Source organism: Acinetobacter zhairuonensis, assembly GCF_022601715.1.
In the GTDB taxonomy this organism is placed as follows: Bacteria; Pseudomonadota; Gammaproteobacteria; order Pseudomonadales; family Moraxellaceae; genus Acinetobacter.
Window position 1 is genome coordinate 141464 of sequence record NZ_JAKVIM010000007.1, and the last position, 21368, is coordinate 162831.

Here is a 21368-nt window from a genome sequence, read left to right on the forward strand (position 1 = left end):
CTATTATTTTTTTATCCCCAATAGAAGTAACTAACCAACTGGCTGCGGTCTATAATTTTATACGGATACAATAACTCATTAACAATCCGTATCGGTAAACGGCTATACTGACCACCAATTAGTTTGCCATTAGCTCCTATTAAAACTTACTTGTTATGAAAAAGCTATCTTGTTCAGGCCGTGTTCATCCATTTTTTTTGATCATAATTATAGTTTTGGTCGCAATTCCTATGGGGTTTTATGGCATGTATCTCTATATTGCCCCCTCTTTGCCTGAAATGAGTATCTTAAAAAAAGCACCCTTATTAAAACCATTACAAGTTTATAGTACGGATCAACAACTGATTGCAGAATATGGTGGCAAACTTTCTGTGCCTGTTGAGTACGATCAAATCCCGCGCACCTTCATTCATGCTTTTTTAGCCGCAGAAGATTCAGCTTTTTTTGAGCACAGCGGCATTAGCTTCAAGGGCTTGGGACGCGCGGTTAGTGAAAGCATTACAGGGTCGAATGTACAAACAGGTGGCTCGACCATTACCATGCAGGTGGCAAAAAACTATTATTTAAGTCCTGAACGAACATTAAAGCGCAAGCTCACCGAGGTCTTCCTCGCTCGAAAGATTGAGCAAAACCTAAGTAAAGAAGAAATTCTCACCCTGTATGTGAACAAGATTTTTTTGGGTAAAAATGCGTACGGAATCGCTGCTGCTGCCAAGATTTACTACAATAAAAACCTTGAAGATTTAAGCATTGCCCAAATGGCAATGATTGCAGGATTGCCAAAAGCACCCTCAAAATATAATCCAGTCGCCAATCCAGAACGTGCTCTAGAACGTCGCAACTGGATTCTGGGCCGTATGTTACAACTGGGCTATATCAACCAAGAACAATACCAAACCGCGATTGCTGAACCCATCAACCTAGATATGCCTGACCGCGGCGTCAGCAACCTGTTTCCCTATGTCGGTGAAATGGTTCGCACAGAATTGGTTAATAAGTTTGGCGAGCATGCAATTGATTCGGGATATAAAGTCTATACCACTATCAATAGCCAGCGACAACTCTTTGCAGAGCAATCGGTTCAAGATGGCTTAGAAGCCTATGACCGACGCCATGGTTGGCGCGGTGCAGAAGCCCACGATAAAGATCTAAAGCAGTTTACCGCCTATGCCAACACCTATCCTGCCAAAGTAACCAAAGTCAACGACACTTCTTTTGAAGCCTTTATGCAAGATGGTTCTAGCGTGACTGTACCATGGTCTGGCATGTCTTGGGCACGTCCCTATCGCAATGCCAATAGTATAGGTGCTGCACCCAATCGTGCATCTCAAATTGTTAAAGTTAAAGATATTGTGCGCTTAAGACCTAATGCAGACAAAACCTCGTGGGCATTGGTTCAAATTCCCAAGGTACAAGGTCAACTGATTGCCTTAAATCCAAATAATGGTGCAATCGAAGCGGTTGTGGGGGGGTATAATTTTTATCAATCTAAATTTAATCGTGCCCTACAGGGTTGGCGTCAGCCTGGTTCGACCATTAAACCCTTTGTCTATGCGTTGGCTTTAGAACGTGGCATGACGCCTTTTACCATGGTCAATGACAGCCCAATTACCATTGGTAAATGGTCGCCTCGAAACTCCGATGGTCGCTATTTGGGTATGATTCCATTGCGTCGCGCCCTATATTTATCACGGAATACCGTTTCAGTCCGTTTACTGCAAGCCGTAGGTATAGAACGTACTCGCCAATTATTTATGGATTTTGGTCTACAAGAAGATCAAATTCCCAATAACTACACTATCGCCTTAGGAACACCACAGGTACTGCCGATTCAAATGGCCACTGGCTATGCAACATTTGCCAATGGTGGTTATCGCATTCAACCGCACTTTATTGACCGTATTGAAGATGCCTATGGCAAAGTCATTTATCAATCCAACCCTGAATATGCCTGTATTGAATGTATTAATGCCAAGGATGATGTATCTGATTCAGCAGGACCTGTAACACCTGACGATGAGGTGATTGAGGTCACTAACCAAGCTACTGAAACCAAAATTATGGAGCCAAGTGCGACCAATCCAGCATATCGTCAAGCACAACGCATCTTAAAATCCAGTTCAGCCTTCGATATGGCCAACATCCTGAAAGATGTGATTCAGCACGGTACAGGCCGTGCTGCTTTAAAAATTGGACGTGATGACTTGGGTGGTAAAACAGGAACCACCAATGATGCCAAAGATGCTTGGTTCGCTGGCTTTAATGGGAAATTAGTCACTGTCGCATGGGTCGGCTTTGACCAACCCACTACGTTGGGTCGTCGTGAATATGGTGGGGTCGCAGCCCTGCCAATATGGACCAGCTTTATGGGCAATGCTTTAAAAGGCACACCATCTGCTTGGGTACACTTGGATCAAGATGCCAAAGCACCAACGTTACATAATGAGACCCAATTTATTGAAGGTGAAACCCCAAAAGACTACCGCTCATCACCACCGTTGGCACAACCTTTATATCGCCCAAAACCAGTTGCTCCACAGCGTGCTCCTGAACGCGATTTTGATGATCTACCTGATGAAGAGACCTTAATTCCAAGTGATCAAGCCCCTCCAACCATGCAAAATACACCTGCTGCAAAAAAACCTGATGCAATTGAACATCTCATTGATCAGTTCCAATAAGCAGATCAAAGTCGGATAAAAAAGCCCTCAATTTGAGGGCTTTTTTAATATTGTTATTTCTTTTGGAATAAATACAATTGGAACTGCGCGGTTACGCGAAACTCAGCTAATGCTTCCAATGTACTACGTCGTTCAACCTTAGCTTTGTAAGCATAGGGCGTCATTGCAATCAGGTTCTTTAACTGTTGCTGCGGCAACTGCAATGCAGCACTCACTACCTGCGATTCAACTAAGTTAAAATCAGAAGCCAACTGCTGCACAAATTTACTCGGTTCATGCGGTTTGACTTCTTCAAACAGTGCTTCCCGCAAGGCAAATAAATGTTCTGGCGCAGGCGTCACCACCAACAAATAGCCTTTGTCTTTTAAAACACGTAAGATTTCTTGCTGCGGAATAGGACTAAATAAACTGCTACACAAATCAATGGAGTGATCTAACACAGGTAAGGTTGCACCCGTACCCACCACCCAAGTAACTTCTGGATTCAGTTTAGCTGCAACCTGCACCGCATTTTTCGCAATATCTACACCCACACATTGCAACACTTCAGACTGCATGGCAGCTGTGTAATATCCCTCACCACAACCAATATCTAACAGGTTTTCAATGCGAAGTTGACCTAACTTTTCAACCACAGCCTGCTGCAAAGGCGCATAAAATCCCGCACTTAAGAATGCACGACGCGCTTGTACCGATTCAACCGTATCCCCAGGTGTTTTACTGTGTTTATGCTGCACCACATGTAAATTCACATAACCCTGTTTAGCCACATCATAGCTATGACGATTCTCACATTGCCACGTCTTTTCGACCAAACTTAATTTCTCACGACATACAGGGCACATGAGTAGATTCATCATATTCTCCAAAAACTGCCCATAAAAATAAAAAGGTCGGCATATGCCGACCTGATTTTCACGGATTTTGCTTAACGCAATTTTAAGGTCATTAGCCCCAAAACCACCAGCATAATTGTGATAATCCAGAAACGAATCACCACTTGCGTTTCACGCCAGCCCTTTTTCTCGTAATGATGGTGTAACGGCGCCATCAAGAACACACGCTTATTGCGCATCCGCAGTGAACCGATTTGCAAGAACACCGAAATCGCTTCTACCACAAATACACCACCCATAATTGCAAATACGATTTCTTGACGAACCATCACAGCAATCGTACCCAGCATCGCACCCAGCGATAAAGCCCCGACATCCCCCATAAATACCTGAGCAGGATGTGCGTTATACCAAAGGAAAGCCAGACCTGCACCAATCATAGCTGCACAGATTACCACCAGCTCAGAAGAGTATTTCACATAAGGGATATGTAAATAACTAGCAAAGCGTACATCACCCGCCAAGTAAGCAAAGACGCCTAGACCTGCTGCAACCAGTACAATCGGCATGATCGCCAGACCATCCAGACCATCCGTCAAGTTGACTGCATTCGAAGCACCATTAATCACCAGATAGGTAAAGATAATAAAGCCAATTCCTAACGGGATAGCCGATAATGGAATACTGAGGTTCTTGAAGAATGGAATAAGCAAATCCAGCATATTTGCAGTATGCACTGGATTATCTTGTTGTTTAGCAATCATATACAATGCAATCCCCGCACCTATCGAAGCAACCGACGTCCAGAAAAACTTCTTCCGCGCTGGCAATCCTGCATTGTCTTTATAACGGATTTTAATCCAGTCATCTGCCCAGCCCACAGCGCCAAAAATCACCATTACGCCCAAGACAATCCAGACATATGGGTTAGATAGATCTGCCCAAAGCAAGGTCGAAATCCCAATCGAAAGCAGAATCAGCACCCCACCCATGGTTGGTGTACCCATCTTCTTGGCATGGTTTTCAGGGGCAAAGGTACTGACCGCCTGACCGTATTTTAACGCTTGCAACTTACGGATCATTACAGGACCCAGCACCAACCCAATGGAGAGTGCGGTCAAAACACTGAGTAATGAACGTAATGTTAAATAGCGTACTACTTGGAATGAGCTGTGATAGCCCGCAAGCTGTTCAAATAACCATAACAGCATTTTAGAGTTTCTCCATCAAGTCAGTCATCAACGTTTCCATATGGGTATAACGAGAACCTTTAAACAGGAAACTCATCGACTGGGGTTGATGTGTTTCGACTAAACTAATTAAAAACGGTAAGGCCTGTTCTTGATTCAAGAAGGCCTGTAATTTTTTACCATATTGGGTACTGCGCGCACCTTCTTGTGTTGCAGGTGAGAATTCACCGACCGCCACCACAAAGTTTATGCCTTTGATCGAAACCAAATCACGACCCAACATATAGTGTTGTTGTGCGGCACTTTGACCCAGTTCACCAATATCACCAATCACCATTACGCGTACACCGTCTTGCTGTGCAAGCACTTCACCTGCAGCACGCATCGAAGTTGGATTAGCATTATAGGTATCATCAATGAACAGATACGGGGCTTTCTGAATAAAATTCAGTCGCCCCTTGGCACCTTGCGCCTGCTCTAAACCCAATACGATATCATCTAGGTCAATACCAATCGCCAGCGCAAAAGCAACTGCAGCCGTGGCATTCTGCACATTATGTTCGCCAGCAAAAGGTAAATTTACGACACGCTCACCTTGTGGTGTATGTAAGGTAAATCGCGCTGATTGCGGTTGCAACTGCACATCCGAAGCATAGACATCACCACTCTGACCAAAACTCAAAACTTGCTCAGTTTGCACAGCTTGGCGAATTTGATCAGTAAAATCATCTGCCGCAGGCACAATTGCGGTTCCTGTCGGAGCAATATGCGCATAAATTTCAGATTTGGCGCGGCAAATCCCTTCACGACCACCAAACTCACCCAAGTGCGCTGTACCAATATTGAGAATACCTGCCACATGTGGCTGCACCAATTGTGAGGTGTAATCAATTTCACCCTGATGACTAGCACCCAACTCCATCACGGCATAGCGATGCTCTGCACGTAATTCTAACAACATCATTGGAACTCCCAAATCATTGTTCAGATTGCCACGAGTAATCAGGGTCGGGGCCAGTCGAGACAAGATACTGCCCAACATTTCTTTGGTGGTGGTTTTGCCACTACTGCCTGTCAAGGCAATCACTTTTAATTGCGGATGTTGCGCACGACGATAAGCACCCAAATTCCCTAGAGCCAATCGGGTATCCGATACGACCAACTGACAAATATCCACATCAACAGGCTGACTGACAATTGCGACTTCACAGCCATTCGCAGCGACTTGCGCAACAAAATCATGCGCATCAAAACGCTCACCTTTGAGCGCTAAAAATGCATCACCCTGCTCCGCATGACGTGAGTCCGTTAAAATTCGTTTGATCTCACCGCTCGGCTGTCGATCATTTAACCAATAACCCTGTGTAGCTTCAAGCAATTCTGCCGCAGTCCACGGCTCTAAAGGAACTGTACTAGTCGTTGAAGTATGCATCTTATTTCCTATTGCGCGGGATATGCTGAATCAATTGCGAGATGTTGTGCATCTATGGCAGCTTGCACTTCAACCACATCATCAAACCAATGACGAACACCGTCAATTTCTTGATAATTTTCGTGCCCTTTACCCGCAATCATCACAATATCGCCTGCTTGCGCAGTTTTTACTGCAAACTTAATTGCTTCACGGCGGTCATGAATTTCATGCACCACATGTCCTGAGAAATCAATACCTGATTTCATATCAGTAAAAATCTGTTCTGGATTTTCTGTGCGTGGATTATCTGAAGTTAACAACACCACATCGGCACCATCCAAAGCGGCTTGCGTCATTAGTGGACGTTTTCCGCGATCACGATCACCGCCACAGCCAAACACCGCCCATAAATTCTGTTCAACATGACGCTTTAATGTCGTCAACACCTGTACCAATGCATCAGGGGTATGTGCATAATCCACCACAAACAAACGCGCATCATCACGAATCACTTGCATACGTCCTGGTGCACCTTTGAGCTGAGGCACTGTTGCAATCAACTGTGCCAAGTCAAAACCTGCGTGCTGTGCCACAATCAAACTTGCGACCAGATTTTCAATATTAAAATGTCCAAGCAGTGGACTTTGCACCGTGAACTGCCCTTGTGCGGTCACCAAACTGAAATTTGCACCAGACAAGCTGTATTGAATATCCTGAACCCGATAATCCGCAGCTTGTGTCATGGAATAAGTCAAAACCTGCGGCTCGGCTGGGTTGGCTTGTGCTGCCGCCAACATCAATGATGCATATTCATCAGCCAGATTAATAACAGCCACTTTCAAAGACTCAAATTTAAACAGGAGCGACTTGGCTTCAGCATAAGCTTCGAGTGTGCCGTGATAATCCAGATGATCTCGGCTTAAATTACTATATGCAGCAACCTCAATCGCACAACCAGTTAAACGCCCCTGCTCCAATCCATGCGAACTGGCTTCAATAGCTGCAAATTTTGCCCCTTGTTGCGCATAACTGTGCAAAGCATTTTGCAATTGCAAGGCATCTAAAGTGGTATGTGATGAACTTTCTAGATTCGGAAGAATACCATTGCCTGTGGTACCCATCACCGCACATGGCTGACCTTGTAGCATCAATAATTCTGCCACCAGTCGAGAAATGGTGGTTTTACCATTGGTGCCTGTCACCGCCAAAATCTGCAACGCTGCTGTTGGAGATAACGCTTGCAAATACTGTTTTTGCCACGCACCCATCAAATGACGAACTTCGGGCACCACCAGACTCGGAACAAGCCCCAACTCAGTTTCACTAATGATCGCCAAAGCCCCTTGATTCAAGGCTGCCTGCGCAAATTGCACCGTTTTTTCTGGCTGGCTTAAACTGTTTAAAGCAATAAAAATTTGTCCAGTCTCAACATGGCGACTGTCTAAACAAAAACCTTGAAAAGGTTGTTTCATCCATCCAGCGATCTGATCAGAAGGATACAGTTCTTGAAATGTAATTGACATTCAGCACCTATTACTGGATTTTCGGCGTGTCTAAAGGTTTATCTAAAGGCACATTCATTAAACGGAGAGACTCTTGCATCACGCGTGCAAATACGGGTGCAGCGACCAAGCCACCATAATATTGACCTTGTGGATTTTCCACCACCACAAAGATCGCCAGACGTGGATCACTCACAGGTGCCACCCCAGAAAACAGCGCACGATATTCCTTGTCCGAATAGCCTTTACGGTCGGCACGTAATTTATGTGCGGTTCCTGTTTTACCTGCGACACGGTAACCTGGAATGTTGGCTTGACGCGCTGTCCCCCCAGGTAGAGTCACGGCTTCCATCATCAACAACACTTGATCGGCAATTTTTGGATCAATCATTTGCTGACCTTTCGGTGGTTCTTCCAGTTTATATAAACTTAAAGGAACTTTTACCCCGTGATTAGCCAACATTGCGTAAGCATCCACCATTTGCAGCACCGTGGCGTTGATACCATAACCATATGCCATGGTCGCCACTTCAGAAACATTCCACTTACTCGGTGGTAGAACCAGACCTGAACTTTCACCAGGGAATTTCACGGCTGAACGCTCACCAAAACCCACGCGCTTTAAGAAAGTCGGCAAGGTTGAATACGGTAAAGACAAGGCAATTTTGGCCACACCCACGTTAGACGATTTTTGGATAATCCCCGCCAGCGTCAATTGTCCGTAGTTGTGTGTATCACGGATAGTGTGATTACCCACGCGCATGGAACCAGGTGAAGTATTCACGACCGTATTCGGCATATATTTACCAGTTTCCAAAGCCATCGCGACCGTTAAGGGCTTCATGGTCGAACCTGGTTCAAACATGTCTGTCGCACCACGGTTACGCATCGCGTCTTTATTGGCTAAGCCATTTTTGTCATTCGGGTTATAAGACGGCCAACTGGTCATCGCCAAGATTTCACCGGTTTTCACATCTACCGCAATGGCCGATGCTGAACGTGCATTATTGGCCACCCCTGCCGCAGTCAATTCGCGATACAGAATATATTGCAGGCGAGAGTCAATACTCAGGGTAATATTTTCCCCAGACTCGACTTCTTTGACGACTTCAGGATCTTTGACTCGGTTGCCCTTTTTATCGCGCACCACTTGCTGCTCACCATCCACACCTGCAAGGCGCTTGTTGAGCTGCATCTCCAAGCCTTCAATCCCGACCCCTTCGCTATTGGTCAAGCCAATAATTTGTGCATTCGGCTGGGGTTGAGGATAGTAACGTTTGTAGTTTTTCTCGGTATACACGCCTTGGAATTCGCGCTTTTCAATCAATTCTGCTTGTTGCGGTGGAATTTCTTTTTGCAGCACCAAATAGCGAGAACGCGGACGCTCATGCATTTTTTTCTTGAGTTCTGCCCGATCCATACCCACCGCATCTGCTAATTCATCTAAATTGAGATTTTTATCGGGTAACTGCCGTTTTAATTTTCGGTTATGCGGATCTTTGGCTAATTCAGCGGTGATTTCATCAAACAACTTTTTATTATCAAAATAATCACGTGGGTCAATCACCACCTTCATGACTGGGGTACTGATTGCCAAGGGAACACCATGACGATCATAAATCACGCCACGCATGGCTTTTAGTTTTTCGGTGCGTAGAATATTGGCATTGGCTTTATTTTGTAAAAAGTCACGATTAATGACTTGCACATAAAATGCACGCCCCACAAGGGCGACAAAACACATGAGTACCACGGCCCACATCAGATAAAAACGCCACATTTCTACATTAATGGCATTTTTTCCCGTAATTGGCTGCTGCTTTTTACGTGGTTGCTTGGTCTGCTTGTCTACCATATACAGCTAGCCTTATTTTTTATCATCTGAAGTCATAGGTAAAGAAATCACAACCGTTTGTGCGGCTGGCGGTGAATACATTCTTAACTGGGTGACGGCACGCGTACCAATCTGTGCCGTTGCACCAAAGGTCTGCTGCTCAATCAATAAACGCCCCCACTCTGCATTTAAATCATCGCGCTCGCGCATAAATGAACTGAGTTCACGATAATCATGGCGGTATTCAAATACCTGAAATACCACCATAATTGCGCTAATAAACACCAAAATTAACATGCAGGCATAAGTAATATATTTTTTCGTCCGCAATTTTTCTGCTTTCTTTTCGACTGCTTCAGTTTTCATTGTTTGCCTTTTTAAACTAAGCGTTCCGCAACACGAAGCCAAGCACTACGCGAACGTGGATTGGCTTTTACTTCTTCATCGCTGGCACGTACACGCGATATTTTTTTCAAACGACGGGTATCTTGCTGTTGTTGTGGTAAACCCCATCCTGCATCTTCAGGCAATGTCGATTCTTTCTGAATAAATTGTTTAATCAAGCGATCTTCCAAAGAATGGAAGCTAATTACCGCTAAACGCGCTTCAGGTTTAAGCACCTCAACTGCTTGAGGCAGGAAAGCTTCAATATCTTCTAATTCTTTGTTAATCGCAATACGTATTGCCTGAAATGTACGGGTTGCCGCATGTTTATTTTTTTCCCACTTTGGATGCGCGACTTTGACAATTTCAGCCAATTGGCGTGTGGTATCAATTTGACCTGCTGCTTTAATTGCTTTGGCAATACGACGGCTATAGCGTTCTTCACCATACTTAAAAATCACATTGGCTAAAGCTTCTTCTTCAATCTTCATTAACCATTCTGCTGCCGTTGGACCTTGCGAATTATCCATACGCATATCCAGAGGACCATCCTGCATAAAACTAAACCCACGTTCAGCCTGATCCAGTTGCGGTGAAGAAACCCCTAAATCCGCCATCACACCATCAACATGTTCTAAACCCAGTGCAGCCAGCTCTTGTTTTAGGTCTGCAAAACTGGCATGAATAATATGAAAGCGAGAATCTTCAGCAGCTAACTCTGCCGCCACAGCCAAAGCTTGAGGGTCTTTATCGAAGGCATAGACAGTTGAATTTGCATCGAGCTTTGAAAGCAACAAGCGAGTATGTCCGCCACGACCAAAGGTGCCATCGACATAAATTCCTGTATCCCGACCTGCCAATAAGGCATCCACAGTTTCATGAAGTAATACAGAAATATGAGACATAATAATGCAATCAAAGTACCAAAAATTTAACTGCACATTATTACCTTGTTTTATCAAAGCTCCAAACGTCTTTTTGTAGGGAAATATTACTTTCCATAGAGAAAACCGTTTCTATTGTATACCTTCAACAAAAAAAGCCTCCTTTGGAGACTTTTTTGTACTGTTTTCAGTAAGTTTAATGAGCTTGATTATAGATCTGATCAAAGATCGCACCATTGGCAAAATGCGTTTGTTGTGCTTTTGTCCAGCCACCAAAAACATCGCCAATGGTAAACAGTTTAAGCTTCGGAAATTGTGCCGAATATTTGGCTGCAGCTTGTGCATTCCGTGGACGGAAATAATATTTGGCTGCTAAATCTTGCCCTTTCGGCGAATATAAATAATTGAGATAGCCTTTGGCTAAATTGCGATTGCCATTTTTATCGACCGTTTTATCGACAATGGCAACTGAAGATTCCGCCAAAATCGAAATGGAAGGATAAACGATTTCAAACTGTCCTTTGCCCAAACCCTTGGTTGCCAGCAATGCTTCATTTTCCCATGACAGCAATACATCCCCAATACCACGTTCTGTAAAAGTCGTTAAAGAACCTCGTGCACCCGAGTCCAACACTTTAACATTGTGATAAAGGTTCTTGACCAACTCGCGGGCTTTGGTATCGTTCCCACCTGGCTGTTTAAGCGCATACCCCCAAGCCGCCAGATAGATCCAGCGAGGTGCTCCACCTGTTTTCGGGTTTGGGGTGATAATTTCCACCCCGGGTTTAACCAAATCATTCCAGTCTTTAATTTTTTTAGGATTGCCCTTACGTACCAAAAACACCACGGTTGACGTATATGGCGCCGAATTATTCGGAAAGTCTTTTTGCCAGTTCTTGTCGATATAGCCTGCTTTCACAATTTCATCAATGTCATTGGCTAGAGCTAAGGTTACAACATCCGCCTCTAAACCCGTGGCGACGGCACGCGCTTGTTTACCTGAGCCACCATGCGATTGTTTAAATTCAATCTCCTGCCCTGTGCGCTGCTTCCAGTATTGACCGAACTCTTTATTATATTCTTGATAAAACTCACGGGTGGGATCATAAGACACATTCAAGAAGCTCTTTGCTGCAAACACTGGTCCAGAAACCGCTACTAAGATGGCAATACCCAATGCCAAAATGATTTTATTCATGCTCTAACTCTAATGGCTATTTTTTAGCACTGTATTTTCAATAAAATATTTTAATAATCATTAACTTATAATTGTTTAAGCATATTTTTTCTTATTTTTAGATATATAATATGTTGCAATATATACAAACAAAGATGATGAAAAGTTGTCATGAAATAGTCTAGAATTTGTCACAATATTACAATCTTCATGATGTCTTCATATTTATTTGTTACAACAGCAAGACATCGACATTACTGTAACAATGATGCGTAGAATCGCTTAGATTTTCTTATCTTTTTGTAAAAAGTGTGACGCAAGTCTACTTTTATGTTTCTAAAGATGTTTAAATTGTAGCTATAGTATGTAGAACACTATTTGATAAAAAAGTTCTCAACATATTGAGTTAAAGGGGAATTCGAGATGAACTTACACTATTTTCAAGCCGTTTGCCTCAGCATCGGCTTGGGTCTGATGGCACAAACAGGTCATACGGCTGCCATTAAAGCCACGATGAACAAAAGCGTTGCCCCAGAAAAGGTCTCTTTGATTGAAAAGGCACTCAATCAACAAAAGCAAGGTGACAATTATTTACAAGCGGACAATAACCTGAAAGTTCTGACTGCAATTAAAGTCGCGCCAACACAAAGTTTCTTTGCGACACAGAACGAACGCTTCTCTCGTTTTTTACAGTCGATTTTCCCGCAAAATAATTCTTGATCCACAACACCAATTTCCCCCTTTGAAATTGGTGACAAGCTCAATCACAAATGTTGAATTTAGCATTAAGTGATTGGGCTTTTTCGTTATAATAGCCCCAGTTCACCTTTTGAAAATATTGTTATGACTATTCGTACCCGTATTGCTCCCTCACCAACAGGGTTTCCTCATGTAGGAACTGCCTACATCGCGTTATTTAACATGTGTTTTGCGAAAAAACACGGTGGCGAATTTATCCTACGTATTGAAGATACCGACCAACTTCGCTCTACCCCTGAATCTGAAAAAATGATTTTAGATTCTTTACGCTGGTTGGGTTTGAACTGGTCTGAAGGTCCAGATATTGGGGGGCCTCACGCGCCTTACCGCCAATCTGAGCGTATGCATATCTACAAACAATATGCTTTGGACTTGGTTGAAAAAGGTCATGCATTCTACTGCTTCGCAACGGCTGAAGAGTTGGATCAAATGCGTGAAGAACAGCAAGCACGTGGCGAAACTCAAAAATATGATGGTCGTGGCTTAAAACTGACACAAGAAGAAGTACAACGTCGTCTGGCAGCAGGCGAACCCCACGTGATTCGTATGAAAGTGCCCGAAGAAGGCGTGTGTAAAATTAACGACTTATTGCGCGGTGAGGTTGAAATTCCTTGGGCACAAGTCGACATGCAAGTGTTATTAAAAACTGATGGTTTACCGACTTATCACCTCGCGAACGTTGTGGATGACCATTTAATGGAAATCACCCACGTGCTTCGTGGTGAAGAATGGCTGCCATCTGCACCAAAACATCAGTTGCTGTATCAATATTTTGGCTGGGAAATGCCAACCCTATGCCACATGCCATTGTTGCGCAACCCAGACAAATCAAAACTGTCTAAGCGTAAAAATCCGACCTCAATCAACTACTACCGTGACATCGGTGTCTTGCCAGAAGCGTTGTTGAACTATTTGGGTCGTATGGGCTGGTCAATGCCTGATGAGCGTGAAGTCTTTACCTTAAATGACATGATTGAACACTTTGATGTACAGCGCGTGTCTTTGGGTGGTCCAATCTTTGATGTGGAAAAACTCAACTGGCTCAATGGTCAATGGATTAAAGGGCTGACTCCAGGTCAATTGCTAGATCGCTTGTTAACTTGGAAAAGTGACCGCAATACCCTAGAAGATATTGCTGCTGCGATTCAACCGCGTATTCACTTGTTGTCTGAAGCGGTGAATTGGGCTGGTTTCTATTTCAACCACATGCCACAAATCAGCAAAGAACAGTTTGAAAGCAAGAAATTGACTGAAGAACAAGTTCGTCAAAGTTTACAGTTTGCCATCTGGCGTTTAGAGAGCCAGTTCACATGGAACAATGACACGGTCAGCCAAATCTTGATGGATTTAGCCAACCAAATGAACATTAAGCTGCGTGATTTCATGCCAGCCTTCTTTATTGCCATCGCAGGCTCGACTTCTTCTACCCCAGTCATGCAATCGATGGTGACTTTAGGACCTGACTTGACCTTCGCTCGTTTACGTCATGCGCTTGAAATTGTTGGCGCTCCGAGCAAAAAAGAAGCAAAAGTCTGGGAAAAATTAAATGAAAGCCTAAAATTGCCGAAAAATGATGCAATTGAACAAGCTTAATTAAAATAGCTGTTGACGTGTGAGCAGAATATCCCTAATATTGCGCTCACACAGACTGGGGTCATAGCTCAGTTGGTAGAGCGCTACAATGGCATTGTAGAGGTCAGCGGTTCGATCCCGCTTGACTCCACCAAAAATCGTTTTACCTGTGTTGCCTCATAAGTCCCTATCGTCTAGAGGCCTAGGACATCGCCCTTTCACGGCGGTAACCGGGGTTCGAATCCCCGTAGGGACGCCAAATTCAAAAAAGCCACTGTTCAGCAGTGGCTTTTTTATTGCCGCAACAAAAGATAAATTGCCGGAATTATTTTGGCTCTGCACAACATTCCGCTAAAATACATCCAGATCAAAATGATGGAGCTGAAATGCAATACCGTTGCCCAAAATGCCAAAGTCCGAAAATTATGCCTGTTGCACAAGGCAATGCACCTGCTGCACGCCCTGTTGTGCCAAAAAGCTTAGTCTTCCTTGTACCCTCGATTTTTGTGCTGCTCCTTCTGGTGTTGATTAGTATTGCCATGTGGTTATTTGGCGATGGTGCAGGTTCAACGCTGCAAATCGCGACTGTTGTGGTGTTTTTGATCTGTGTGGTTGCAGGTTTCTTGTTTTACCGTGATTTACCTGATTTCAAAATTTCGATGCAATCTTTCATGCAGTCACAAAAAAAATGGAAATGCCGCGAATGTGAGCATGAGTGGGAAATCTAAAATGTTAAAATTCACATCAGCTTAATGCTGATGTGAATGATCATCAGCTTCATACTCTGCATGTGCCTGATGTTCTGCAAGTGGATGTGAGTGAGGCTGACTATGTGCATGTGCCATACACTCATCATCTTCAATTTGCAAAGTCATTTCAGCAATACTATGTCGCTGTTTTAACATAGCAACAGCAGCCTGATACAGCCGTTTTTGATCAGCTTGTGGTGCATAAAGATGTACGGTCAGATGGATGTTTTTGGAACTGATCGCCCATACTTTCAATTGATGAATACTTTCTACATCCTTCAATTGCAATAAATCTTGCCGCAATTTTTCTATATCAATTTCTTCAGGTACCCCTTCTAAAAGAATATTGATGCTTTGTTTCAGTAAAATCCAAGTCCGTGGCAACACCCAAAATCCAATCAACACGGCTATGAGTGTATCCACCCAAAACCATTGGGTAAAATAAATCACAATCGCCCCGAGAATTACCCCTACAGAACCCAAGGCATCACTCAACACCTCCAAATATGCGCCTTTGACATTCAGACTCTCTTGCGCACTAGAAAACAGAATCCGCATCGAAATTAAATTAATGATTAAACCCATGACAGCAACTACCAACATCCCCAAACTCTGAATCTCAGGCGGATGACTAAAGCGCTGATAGGCTTCATACAAAATATAAATGGCGACCAGAAATAGCATCATGGCATTAAACAGGGCTGCCAAAATTTCCAGACGCTGATAACCAAAGGTACGCTTATTGTCAGCAGGCAATTTACCCAACCGAATTGCCACCAGTGCAATCGCCAATGCAGCAGCATCGGTAAACATATGTGCAGCATCGGAAAGTAATGCCAAACTCTGGGTGATAAAACCTGCAATCACTTCAATAATTAAAAATAGACTGGTCAAAGCCAAGGCAAAACTTAATTTTTTAGCATTCTGTTCAGTGACTTGCGCATGTGAATGATCATGCCCATGTGATCCACTCATTGTTTGCCCTCTTTTGATTGTTATCTGCATCACTTTAGTCTGATTTCATCAACAAAATAATACGGATGACTTTTAAAATTATATGAAAATAATTATCATTTACTAAAATTAAACTTTTACTTGAAACTAAATGTGATGAAAAAATTAATCTTCAGCTCAGCGCTATTCTTTAGTACTTATACTTTTGCCCATGAACCCTATGTTGCTCCTTTAGCCTACAACACTGCCAATACACAAATTCCTGTCATCGCTGCCTATGCTGAGCAGGCATTACAAGCTGAATATGCTCTAAAAGATCCACAATTTCTAATTATCCAACCAAATCAAAAACAAGCGACTGTAAAACCAGCAACGACCTTAAAGTCTGCAACTATCTTTGATTTAAGCCTACCAGAAAAAGGCACATATACGGTTGTTACTACAACCAGTTATCCTATCCAGTATGTTCAATATAATAAGCAATGGAAAGTTTTAGCCAATGCAACGGCAGATCAAGTCCCTCCTATAAATGAACGCGATTATGTCATTGCCAGTGACTTTAAGGGCAAACTGCCAAAGAAAGTCGATACTGTTCGTGAATGGACCTTGCAGACCTACATCAGTAAAGAAACAACTACCGCAGTTGCCACAACCTCTGCGCCCATTCAAATCCATTTACAAACTCATCCCAATCGCATCATTGCGCAACAGCCTGTACAAGTTCAGATCCTACACGCAGGAAAACCTTTAGCCCATGCTGAACTTGTGCTTCGTGAACAAGGGGCAACTGAACAACAAGCCCAAAACATTAATGTTGAATCCAATGGGAGAGCCAGTTTCACCTTCCCGCATGCAGGGCAATATTTGCTTGAGGTGACGGAAAAAGTCGATCCTAAGGCAATACCTAAAAACCAGTATTACACCATTATCAGTTTAAATGTGGCGCAAGCAGCTTCCTAAAATAGTGACCGTACCTTCGCTTAAAAGGATCAATGGTACGGTCAACATCCTCTTAATTGTGGCTATGCTCATTCATCCAGCGGTACAACACCGGTAAGAGCACCAAAGTGAGCAATGTAGAGGAGATAATTCCCCCGATCACCACAGTGGCTAGCGGACGCTGTACTTCTGCCCCTGTGCCCGTAGCGACAGCCATTGGAATAAAACCCAATGACGCCACACAAGCGGTCATTAAAACTGGTCTTAAGCGCAAAATTGCACCCTGCCATGTGGCTTGATAAACATCGAGCTGTTGCCGTAATTCTTTAATAAAAGTCAGCATTACCAGACCATTCAAAACCGCAACACCCGACAAGGCAATAAAACCCACCCCTGCCGACATCGACAGTGGAATATCACGTAACCACAAGGCAATCAGACCACCACACAGTGCAAATGGCACACCCGTAAATACCAACAAGCTTTCCTTGATGTTATGAAACACGGCCATCAGCAAAACAAAAATGGCGACTAAAGCTAACGGCACTACCCACATCATCCGATTTTTTGCCGAGATCAGATTTTCAAACTGTCCACCATAATCCAGCCAATAACCTTCGGGCAAAGCCTGCTCCGCCAAGGTCGTTTGCAGCTCCTGTACAAATGAACCCAAATCACGACCTTCAACATTGGCCGTCACCACCACACGACGCTTGCCATCCTCACGGCTGACTTGATTAATGCCCAAGATAGTTTCGACTTTAGCCACATCTTGCAGTTGAATTAAACCACCATTGGCAGTTTGGATCGGTAACTTTGCTAGATATTCAGGGGTGCGTTGCTGATCATCCAAGCGAATCACGAAATCAAAACGTCGATCTCCCTGTAAAATTTGTCCAACATTTTGACCACCCACACTGGTCGCCACCAAATCTTGAATCGCTTTGACCGACAAGCCATATTGCGCTGCCAGTGCGGGATTGACCTCGACATTCAACAACGGCAAACCACTGGTTTGCTCAACATTGACGGCTGTGGCACCTGAAATGCTCTGAATTTTTTGCGCGATTTGTGTAGCTTGTTGACTCAGCACCTGCATATCATCACCAAAAATTTTCACCCCCACATCGCTACGCACGCCAGAAATCAGTTCATTAAAGCGCAGCTCAATCGGTTGAGAAAACTCGCTGTTATTACCGGGTAAGGTGGCGAGAAGAGCGATCATCCGCTGCCTTAGTTCATCCAGACTTTGTTTCGGCTCAGGCCATTGTTCTCGTGGTTTTAACAGTACAATGGCATCGGAGATATTCGGTGGCATCACATCGGTTGCCACTTCTGCCGTTCCTGTTCGAGCAAAAATTGCCTTAATTTCAGGAAATTCTTTTAGCAGCAACTTTTCAGTATTTTCCTGCATGCGTAGCGATTGTTCTAAGCCTGTACTCGGCGAACGCATTTGCTGGACAGCAAAATCTCCTTCACTCAATTGTGGTGCAAACTCGCTGCCGACTTGCGTGGTGAGTACACCTGTGAAAAATAAAATACACAGTGCCAGCGTCAGCACCAATGCCTTGAAATCATAAGCCCAATTCAGTAAACGAGTGTATTGCTGCTTCAGCCACAGCATCCAGCGAGTTTCCGTTTCCTTGACCTCACCCGTGACCCATAATGCCACTGCTGCAGGCACAAAACTGATCGAGAGAATCATGGCACCAACCAAAGCCAATACCACAGTCATTGCCATCGGGTGAAACAGTTTGGCTTCCACCCCAGATAAGGCAAAGATAGGAAAATACACCACCAGAATAATCAGTTGTCCAAAGATTAAAGGGCGACGTGCCTGCTTCGCTGCCAAGAAAACTTCTGTAAAGCGCTCTGACCGGGTCAGCAAGCGTCGATGACGATGCTGGGCTTCCGCCAATCGGCGAATACAGTTTTCGACTATCACCACAGCCCCATCTACAATGATGCCGAAATCCAGTGCCCCTAAACTCATTAAATTGGCACTGATGTTTTGCTTTGCCATACCGGTTAAAGTGAACAACATGGATAAAGGAATCACACAGGCAGTGATCAGCGCAGCGCGAAAATTTCCCAGAAACAAGAATAAAATCACAATGACCAGAATCGCACCTTCAACCAGATTTTTCTGGACAGTTCGAATTGCACGATCGACCAGACTGGTGCGGTCATACACGGTTTCAATGATCACACCTTTGGGTAACGACTGCTGTACTTGCTGCAACTTAGCATCCACGGCTTGTGCAACACTACGGCTATTTTCACCCATCATCATCATGGCGATGCCCAGTACGGTTTCTTCCCCGTTATAGGTGGCTGCACCAGTACGTAAATCGTGTCCAATCGACACCGTAGCAACATCAGCAACTCGAATCGGAAAACCATTTTTAGTGGCAATGCTGACATTTTGAATCGCTTCAATGTTGTTTAAGGTGCCCGGCACTCGCACGGTCAATTGCTGCCCATTCTGTTCAATAAAGCCTGCACCCCGATTTTCATTATTTTCAGTCAACGCAGTTTGCAAATCCGAAAGTGGAATTTGCAATTGTTGTAAGCGCTGTAAATCAGGCGTCACCACATAGGTTTTGTTATACCCGCCAATGGAGTTGACCTCAGCCACACCTGCGACACGCTGCAATTGTGGGCGCACAATCCAGTCCTGAATTTCACGCAAATCCATGGCGCTATACGCTGTACCATCCGCTTTGCGTGCATTGGGCTCTGCCTTAATCACCCATTGATAAATTTCACCTAGCCCCGTGGAAATGGGTGACATGGTGGGAATAATCGCATCGGGAAGCTCTGCCTGTGCTTCTTGCAAGCGCTGATTAATCAACTGTCTGGCCCAATAAATATCGGTACCATCCTGAAAAATAATAGTGACTTGCGACAAACCATAACGGGAAATAGAACGGGTTTGCTGCAATTCAGGTAAGCCCGCCATGGCCGTTTCAATCGGATAGGTAATCCGCTGTTCCACCTCCAAAGCAGTAAAGCCCGTGGCTTGGGTATTAATTTGTACCTGTGTATTGGTAATGTCAGGTACGGCATCAATCGGTAGTTGTTGATAGCTATAAATCCCAACCCCAATCCAGGTCAGTACAAACAGCATGACCCAAATCGCATTACGAATGGAAAATTGAATGATGTGGTCAAACCAGCCTTCTGGCGGTGGTAAACCATCAGAAGTAAGCTGTGCCGCCTTATCATCAGGTGGTCGAGGCTGATTAGTGTGCATGGCTCGCCTCTCCTTTTTCCAGCTCAGATTTCAGCAAGAAACTGCCTTGTGCAGCATATTGCTGACCTTGCTCTAGACCCGAGTGCACCTCAACCCATTTGCCATCACTCGAAATAGCACCCAAGCTGACGGTTTGTGGAACAAACTCGATCTTTTGCTCATGCTGTGCTGCCACAAACACCGCATCTTTCCCTTCAATTTTCTGTACGGCGCTGGCGAGAATGCGTAATCCCTGTTGTGCTTGTTGCTGTTGCAATTGTACATTGACCATTAAATTTGGACGCAGTTCGACTGCATTCGACAAGACTTTGGCACGCACTTGTAAACGACCAGTTTGCACATCGGCTTGGCTATTTAGGCTTTGAATCTGTGCCTTAAACAGATTTCCCGTTTGCAGCGATTTAAATTCAATGCTTTGATTCGGCACAATCTCGGCAAACTCGCTACTTGGAGCAATAAATTCCAGCCATAATTGATCCAGTTGATCAATCACAAACAATTGATCTGCCAGTTGTACATTCTCCCCTAATACCAAATCTTTCTGACTGATCACCCCTGCAATCGGTGCTTTCAACAGATACCGTCCCTGACTCGTGACTTCAGCACCGAAAGCAACTAACCGTGAGCGTGTCGCGCGAACCTGAATCTGAGCTTGCTGATAAGCGTTCGAAGCACGTTGATAATCCTGCTTGGCAGAAATGCCTTCGCTCCAGAGTTTTTTCTCGCGCTCATAATCCTGCCGTGCCAATTCCAAATTCGCCTGTTGCACTTGTAAATCGGCTTGCTGATCGACCAAATCAGGTACCAACAGTGTTGCTAGGACTTGTCCTTTTTTGACTTGTTGCCCCAATTCCACATACACCGCCTCGACATGACCTGCAAATGCAGGCGCCACATGTGCTTGACGATCAGTATTCACCATCAGCTTGGCAGGATAGGCAGTCGACTTCACTATAGGACCCAATTCAACTGTTGCTAATTCAATGCCTTGTTCAGTCAATTGCTTTGCCGTTAAGGCTATTGCCGCTGCATGCTCCTCCGCTTCGCCATGATCTTCTTCACCCGCATGTTCTTCTGCTTCGGCATGCCCATGCTCATTTTCGTTCGTCGATGGCTTTTGACTCAACCACCAGACACCAATCGACAGCAAGGCAGTGATGCCAATGGCCAAGAGCATTAAAAATTTTTGGGAAATCCGTCCCTGTTGATTCAACCTCTTCTTTTTTAAATTCAACAT

At 44.3% G+C, this 21368-nt stretch carries 16 protein-coding genes and 2 tRNA genes; 7 read left to right on the plus strand and 11 right to left on the minus strand.

Annotated features, from left to right (window positions below):
* The first annotated feature begins 155 nt into the window (after positions 1 to 155).
* Complete coding sequence (gene ponA, locus MKI85_RS07690; RefSeq protein ID WP_241626511.1) at positions 156 to 2681, plus strand: penicillin-binding protein PBP1a; 2526 nt, start codon at positions 156 to 158, stop codon at positions 2679 to 2681.
* 53 nt (positions 2682 to 2734) lie between these two features.
* Here the strand turns inward: ponA and MKI85_RS07695 are convergent, their stop codons facing one another.
* The 8 genes from MKI85_RS07695 to MKI85_RS07730 all read right to left on the minus strand — a co-directional run bounded on the left by MKI85_RS07695 (position 2735) and on the right by MKI85_RS07730 (position 11923).
* Positions 2735 to 3538, minus strand: a complete 804-nt coding sequence (locus MKI85_RS07695; protein ID WP_241626512.1) for a putative RNA methyltransferase — start codon at positions 3536 to 3538, stop codon at positions 2735 to 2737.
* A gap of 71 nt (positions 3539 to 3609) precedes the next feature.
* Positions 3610 to 4728: a phospho-N-acetylmuramoyl-pentapeptide-transferase gene (mraY, locus tag MKI85_RS07700; protein WP_241626514.1), complete on the minus strand. Its 1119-nt coding sequence runs from the start codon at positions 4726 to 4728 to the stop codon at positions 3610 to 3612.
* 1 nt (position 4729) lies between these two features.
* Entirely contained in the window at positions 4730 to 6139 is a 1410-nt protein-coding gene (locus tag MKI85_RS07705; RefSeq protein ID WP_241626516.1) for a UDP-N-acetylmuramoyl-tripeptide--D-alanyl-D-alanine ligase, read from the minus strand.
* Positions 6140 to 6147: 8 nt separating this feature from the next.
* Positions 6148 to 7644 carry a UDP-N-acetylmuramoyl-L-alanyl-D-glutamate--2,6-diaminopimelate ligase gene (locus MKI85_RS07710; RefSeq protein WP_241626518.1) on the minus strand — a complete coding sequence of 499 codons (1497 nt, stop codon included), beginning with the start codon at positions 7642 to 7644 and terminating at the stop codon, positions 6148 to 6150.
* A gap of 10 nt (positions 7645 to 7654) precedes the next feature.
* Positions 7655 to 9478, minus strand: coding sequence for a penicillin-binding protein PBP3 (gene ftsI / locus MKI85_RS07715; protein ID WP_241626520.1), 1824 nt, complete (start codon positions 9476 to 9478; stop codon positions 7655 to 7657).
* 12 nt (positions 9479 to 9490) lie between these two features.
* The gene (gene ftsL, locus MKI85_RS07720) at positions 9491 to 9754 is read right to left on the minus strand and encodes a cell division protein FtsL (RefSeq protein WP_241626578.1); all 264 of its coding nucleotides are present in this window, start codon (positions 9752 to 9754) and stop codon (positions 9491 to 9493) included.
* 80 nt (positions 9755 to 9834) lie between these two features.
* Positions 9835 to 10746 (minus strand): 16S rRNA (cytosine(1402)-N(4))-methyltransferase RsmH, encoded by a 912-nt coding sequence (gene rsmH, locus MKI85_RS07725; protein WP_241626521.1) that lies wholly within the window; start codon positions 10744 to 10746, stop codon positions 9835 to 9837.
* Between the two features lie 175 nt (positions 10747 to 10921).
* A complete protein-coding gene (locus tag MKI85_RS07730) occupies positions 10922 to 11923 on the minus strand; it encodes a sulfate ABC transporter substrate-binding protein (protein ID WP_241626523.1) in 1002 nt (333 codons plus the stop codon).
* A gap of 402 nt (positions 11924 to 12325) precedes the next feature.
* Here MKI85_RS07730 and MKI85_RS07735 point away from each other — a divergent pair, with 402 nt between their 5' ends.
* The 5 genes from MKI85_RS07735 (at position 12326) to MKI85_RS07755 (ending at position 14961) form a co-directional block, all read left to right on the plus strand.
* Entirely contained in the window at positions 12326 to 12622 is a 297-nt protein-coding gene (locus MKI85_RS07735; RefSeq protein WP_241626525.1) for a hypothetical protein, read from the plus strand.
* A gap of 123 nt (positions 12623 to 12745) precedes the next feature.
* A complete protein-coding gene (gltX, locus tag MKI85_RS07740; protein ID WP_241626527.1) occupies positions 12746 to 14254 on the plus strand; it encodes a glutamate--tRNA ligase in 1509 nt (502 codons plus the stop codon).
* A gap of 57 nt (positions 14255 to 14311) precedes the next feature.
* Positions 14312 to 14387 (plus strand) — tRNA-Ala (locus MKI85_RS07745).
* Between the two features lie 29 nt (positions 14388 to 14416).
* Positions 14417 to 14492 (plus strand) — tRNA-Glu (locus MKI85_RS07750).
* Between the two features lie 127 nt (positions 14493 to 14619).
* Complete coding sequence (locus tag MKI85_RS07755) at positions 14620 to 14961, plus strand: hypothetical protein (protein WP_241626529.1); 342 nt, start codon at positions 14620 to 14622, stop codon at positions 14959 to 14961.
* 21 nt (positions 14962 to 14982) lie between these two features.
* Here the strand turns inward: MKI85_RS07755 and MKI85_RS07760 are convergent, their stop codons facing one another.
* Positions 14983 to 15957 carry a cation diffusion facilitator family transporter gene (locus MKI85_RS07760; RefSeq protein ID WP_241626530.1) on the minus strand — a complete coding sequence of 325 codons (975 nt, stop codon included), beginning with the start codon at positions 15955 to 15957 and terminating at the stop codon, positions 14983 to 14985.
* A gap of 135 nt (positions 15958 to 16092) precedes the next feature.
* Here MKI85_RS07760 and MKI85_RS07765 point away from each other — a divergent pair, with 135 nt between their 5' ends.
* Positions 16093 to 16896: a DUF4198 domain-containing protein gene (locus MKI85_RS07765; RefSeq protein ID WP_241626532.1), complete on the plus strand. Its 804-nt coding sequence runs from the start codon at positions 16093 to 16095 to the stop codon at positions 16894 to 16896.
* A 52-nt stretch (positions 16897 to 16948) separates the two neighbouring features.
* Here MKI85_RS07765 and MKI85_RS07770 read toward each other — a convergent pair whose 3' ends face one another.
* Positions 16949 to 20131 (minus strand): efflux RND transporter permease subunit, encoded by a 3183-nt coding sequence (locus MKI85_RS07770; protein WP_241626534.1) that lies wholly within the window; start codon positions 20129 to 20131, stop codon positions 16949 to 16951.
* A complete protein-coding gene (locus MKI85_RS07775) occupies positions 20121 to 21368 on the minus strand; it encodes an efflux RND transporter periplasmic adaptor subunit (RefSeq protein ID WP_241626536.1) in 1248 nt (415 codons plus the stop codon). The genes MKI85_RS07770 and MKI85_RS07775 overlap by 11 nt, the downstream gene beginning before the upstream one ends.

What these genes read in the sequence shown, in the direction of transcription:
- gltX (WP_241626527.1), top strand. Translation starts at nt 12,746, where the DNA reads ATGACTATTCGTACCCGTATTGCTCCCTCACCAACAGGGTTTCCTCAT.
- MKI85_RS07710 (WP_241626518.1), bottom strand. Translation starts at nt 7,644, where the DNA reads ATGTCAATTACATTTCAAGAACTGTATCCTTCTGATCAGATCGCTGGA.
- MKI85_RS07760 (WP_241626530.1), bottom strand. Translation starts at nt 15,957, where the DNA reads ATGAGTGGATCACATGGGCATGATCATTCACATGCGCAAGTCACTGAA.
- MKI85_RS07695 (WP_241626512.1), bottom strand. Translation starts at nt 3,538, where the DNA reads ATGAATCTACTCATGTGCCCTGTATGTCGTGAGAAATTAAGTTTGGTC.
- MKI85_RS07765 (WP_241626532.1), top strand. Translation starts at nt 16,093, where the DNA reads ATGAAAAAATTAATCTTCAGCTCAGCGCTATTCTTTAGTACTTATACT.
- MKI85_RS07770 (WP_241626534.1), bottom strand. Translation starts at nt 20,131, where the DNA reads ATGCACACTAATCAGCCTCGACCACCTGATGATAAGGCGGCACAGCTT.
- ponA (WP_241626511.1), top strand. Translation starts at nt 156, where the DNA reads ATGAAAAAGCTATCTTGTTCAGGCCGTGTTCATCCATTTTTTTTGATC.
- MKI85_RS07730 (WP_241626523.1), bottom strand. Translation starts at nt 11,923, where the DNA reads ATGAATAAAATCATTTTGGCATTGGGTATTGCCATCTTAGTAGCGGTT.
- MKI85_RS07705 (WP_241626516.1), bottom strand. Translation starts at nt 6,139, where the DNA reads ATGCATACTTCAACGACTAGTACAGTTCCTTTAGAGCCGTGGACTGCG.
- MKI85_RS07755 (WP_241626529.1), top strand. Translation starts at nt 14,620, where the DNA reads ATGCAATACCGTTGCCCAAAATGCCAAAGTCCGAAAATTATGCCTGTT.
- ftsI (WP_241626520.1), bottom strand. Translation starts at nt 9,478, where the DNA reads ATGGTAGACAAGCAGACCAAGCAACCACGTAAAAAGCAGCAGCCAATT.
- rsmH (WP_241626521.1), bottom strand. Translation starts at nt 10,746, where the DNA reads ATGTCTCATATTTCTGTATTACTTCATGAAACTGTGGATGCCTTATTG.
- mraY (WP_241626514.1), bottom strand. Translation starts at nt 4,728, where the DNA reads ATGCTGTTATGGTTATTTGAACAGCTTGCGGGCTATCACAGCTCATTC.
- ftsL (WP_241626578.1), bottom strand. Translation starts at nt 9,754, where the DNA reads ATGTTAATTTTGGTGTTTATTAGCGCAATTATGGTGGTATTTCAGGTA.
- MKI85_RS07775 (WP_241626536.1), bottom strand. Translation starts at nt 21,368, where the DNA reads ATGTTGAATTTAAAAAAGAAGAGGTTGAATCAACAGGGACGGATTTCC.
- MKI85_RS07735 (WP_241626525.1), top strand. Translation starts at nt 12,326, where the DNA reads ATGAACTTACACTATTTTCAAGCCGTTTGCCTCAGCATCGGCTTGGGT.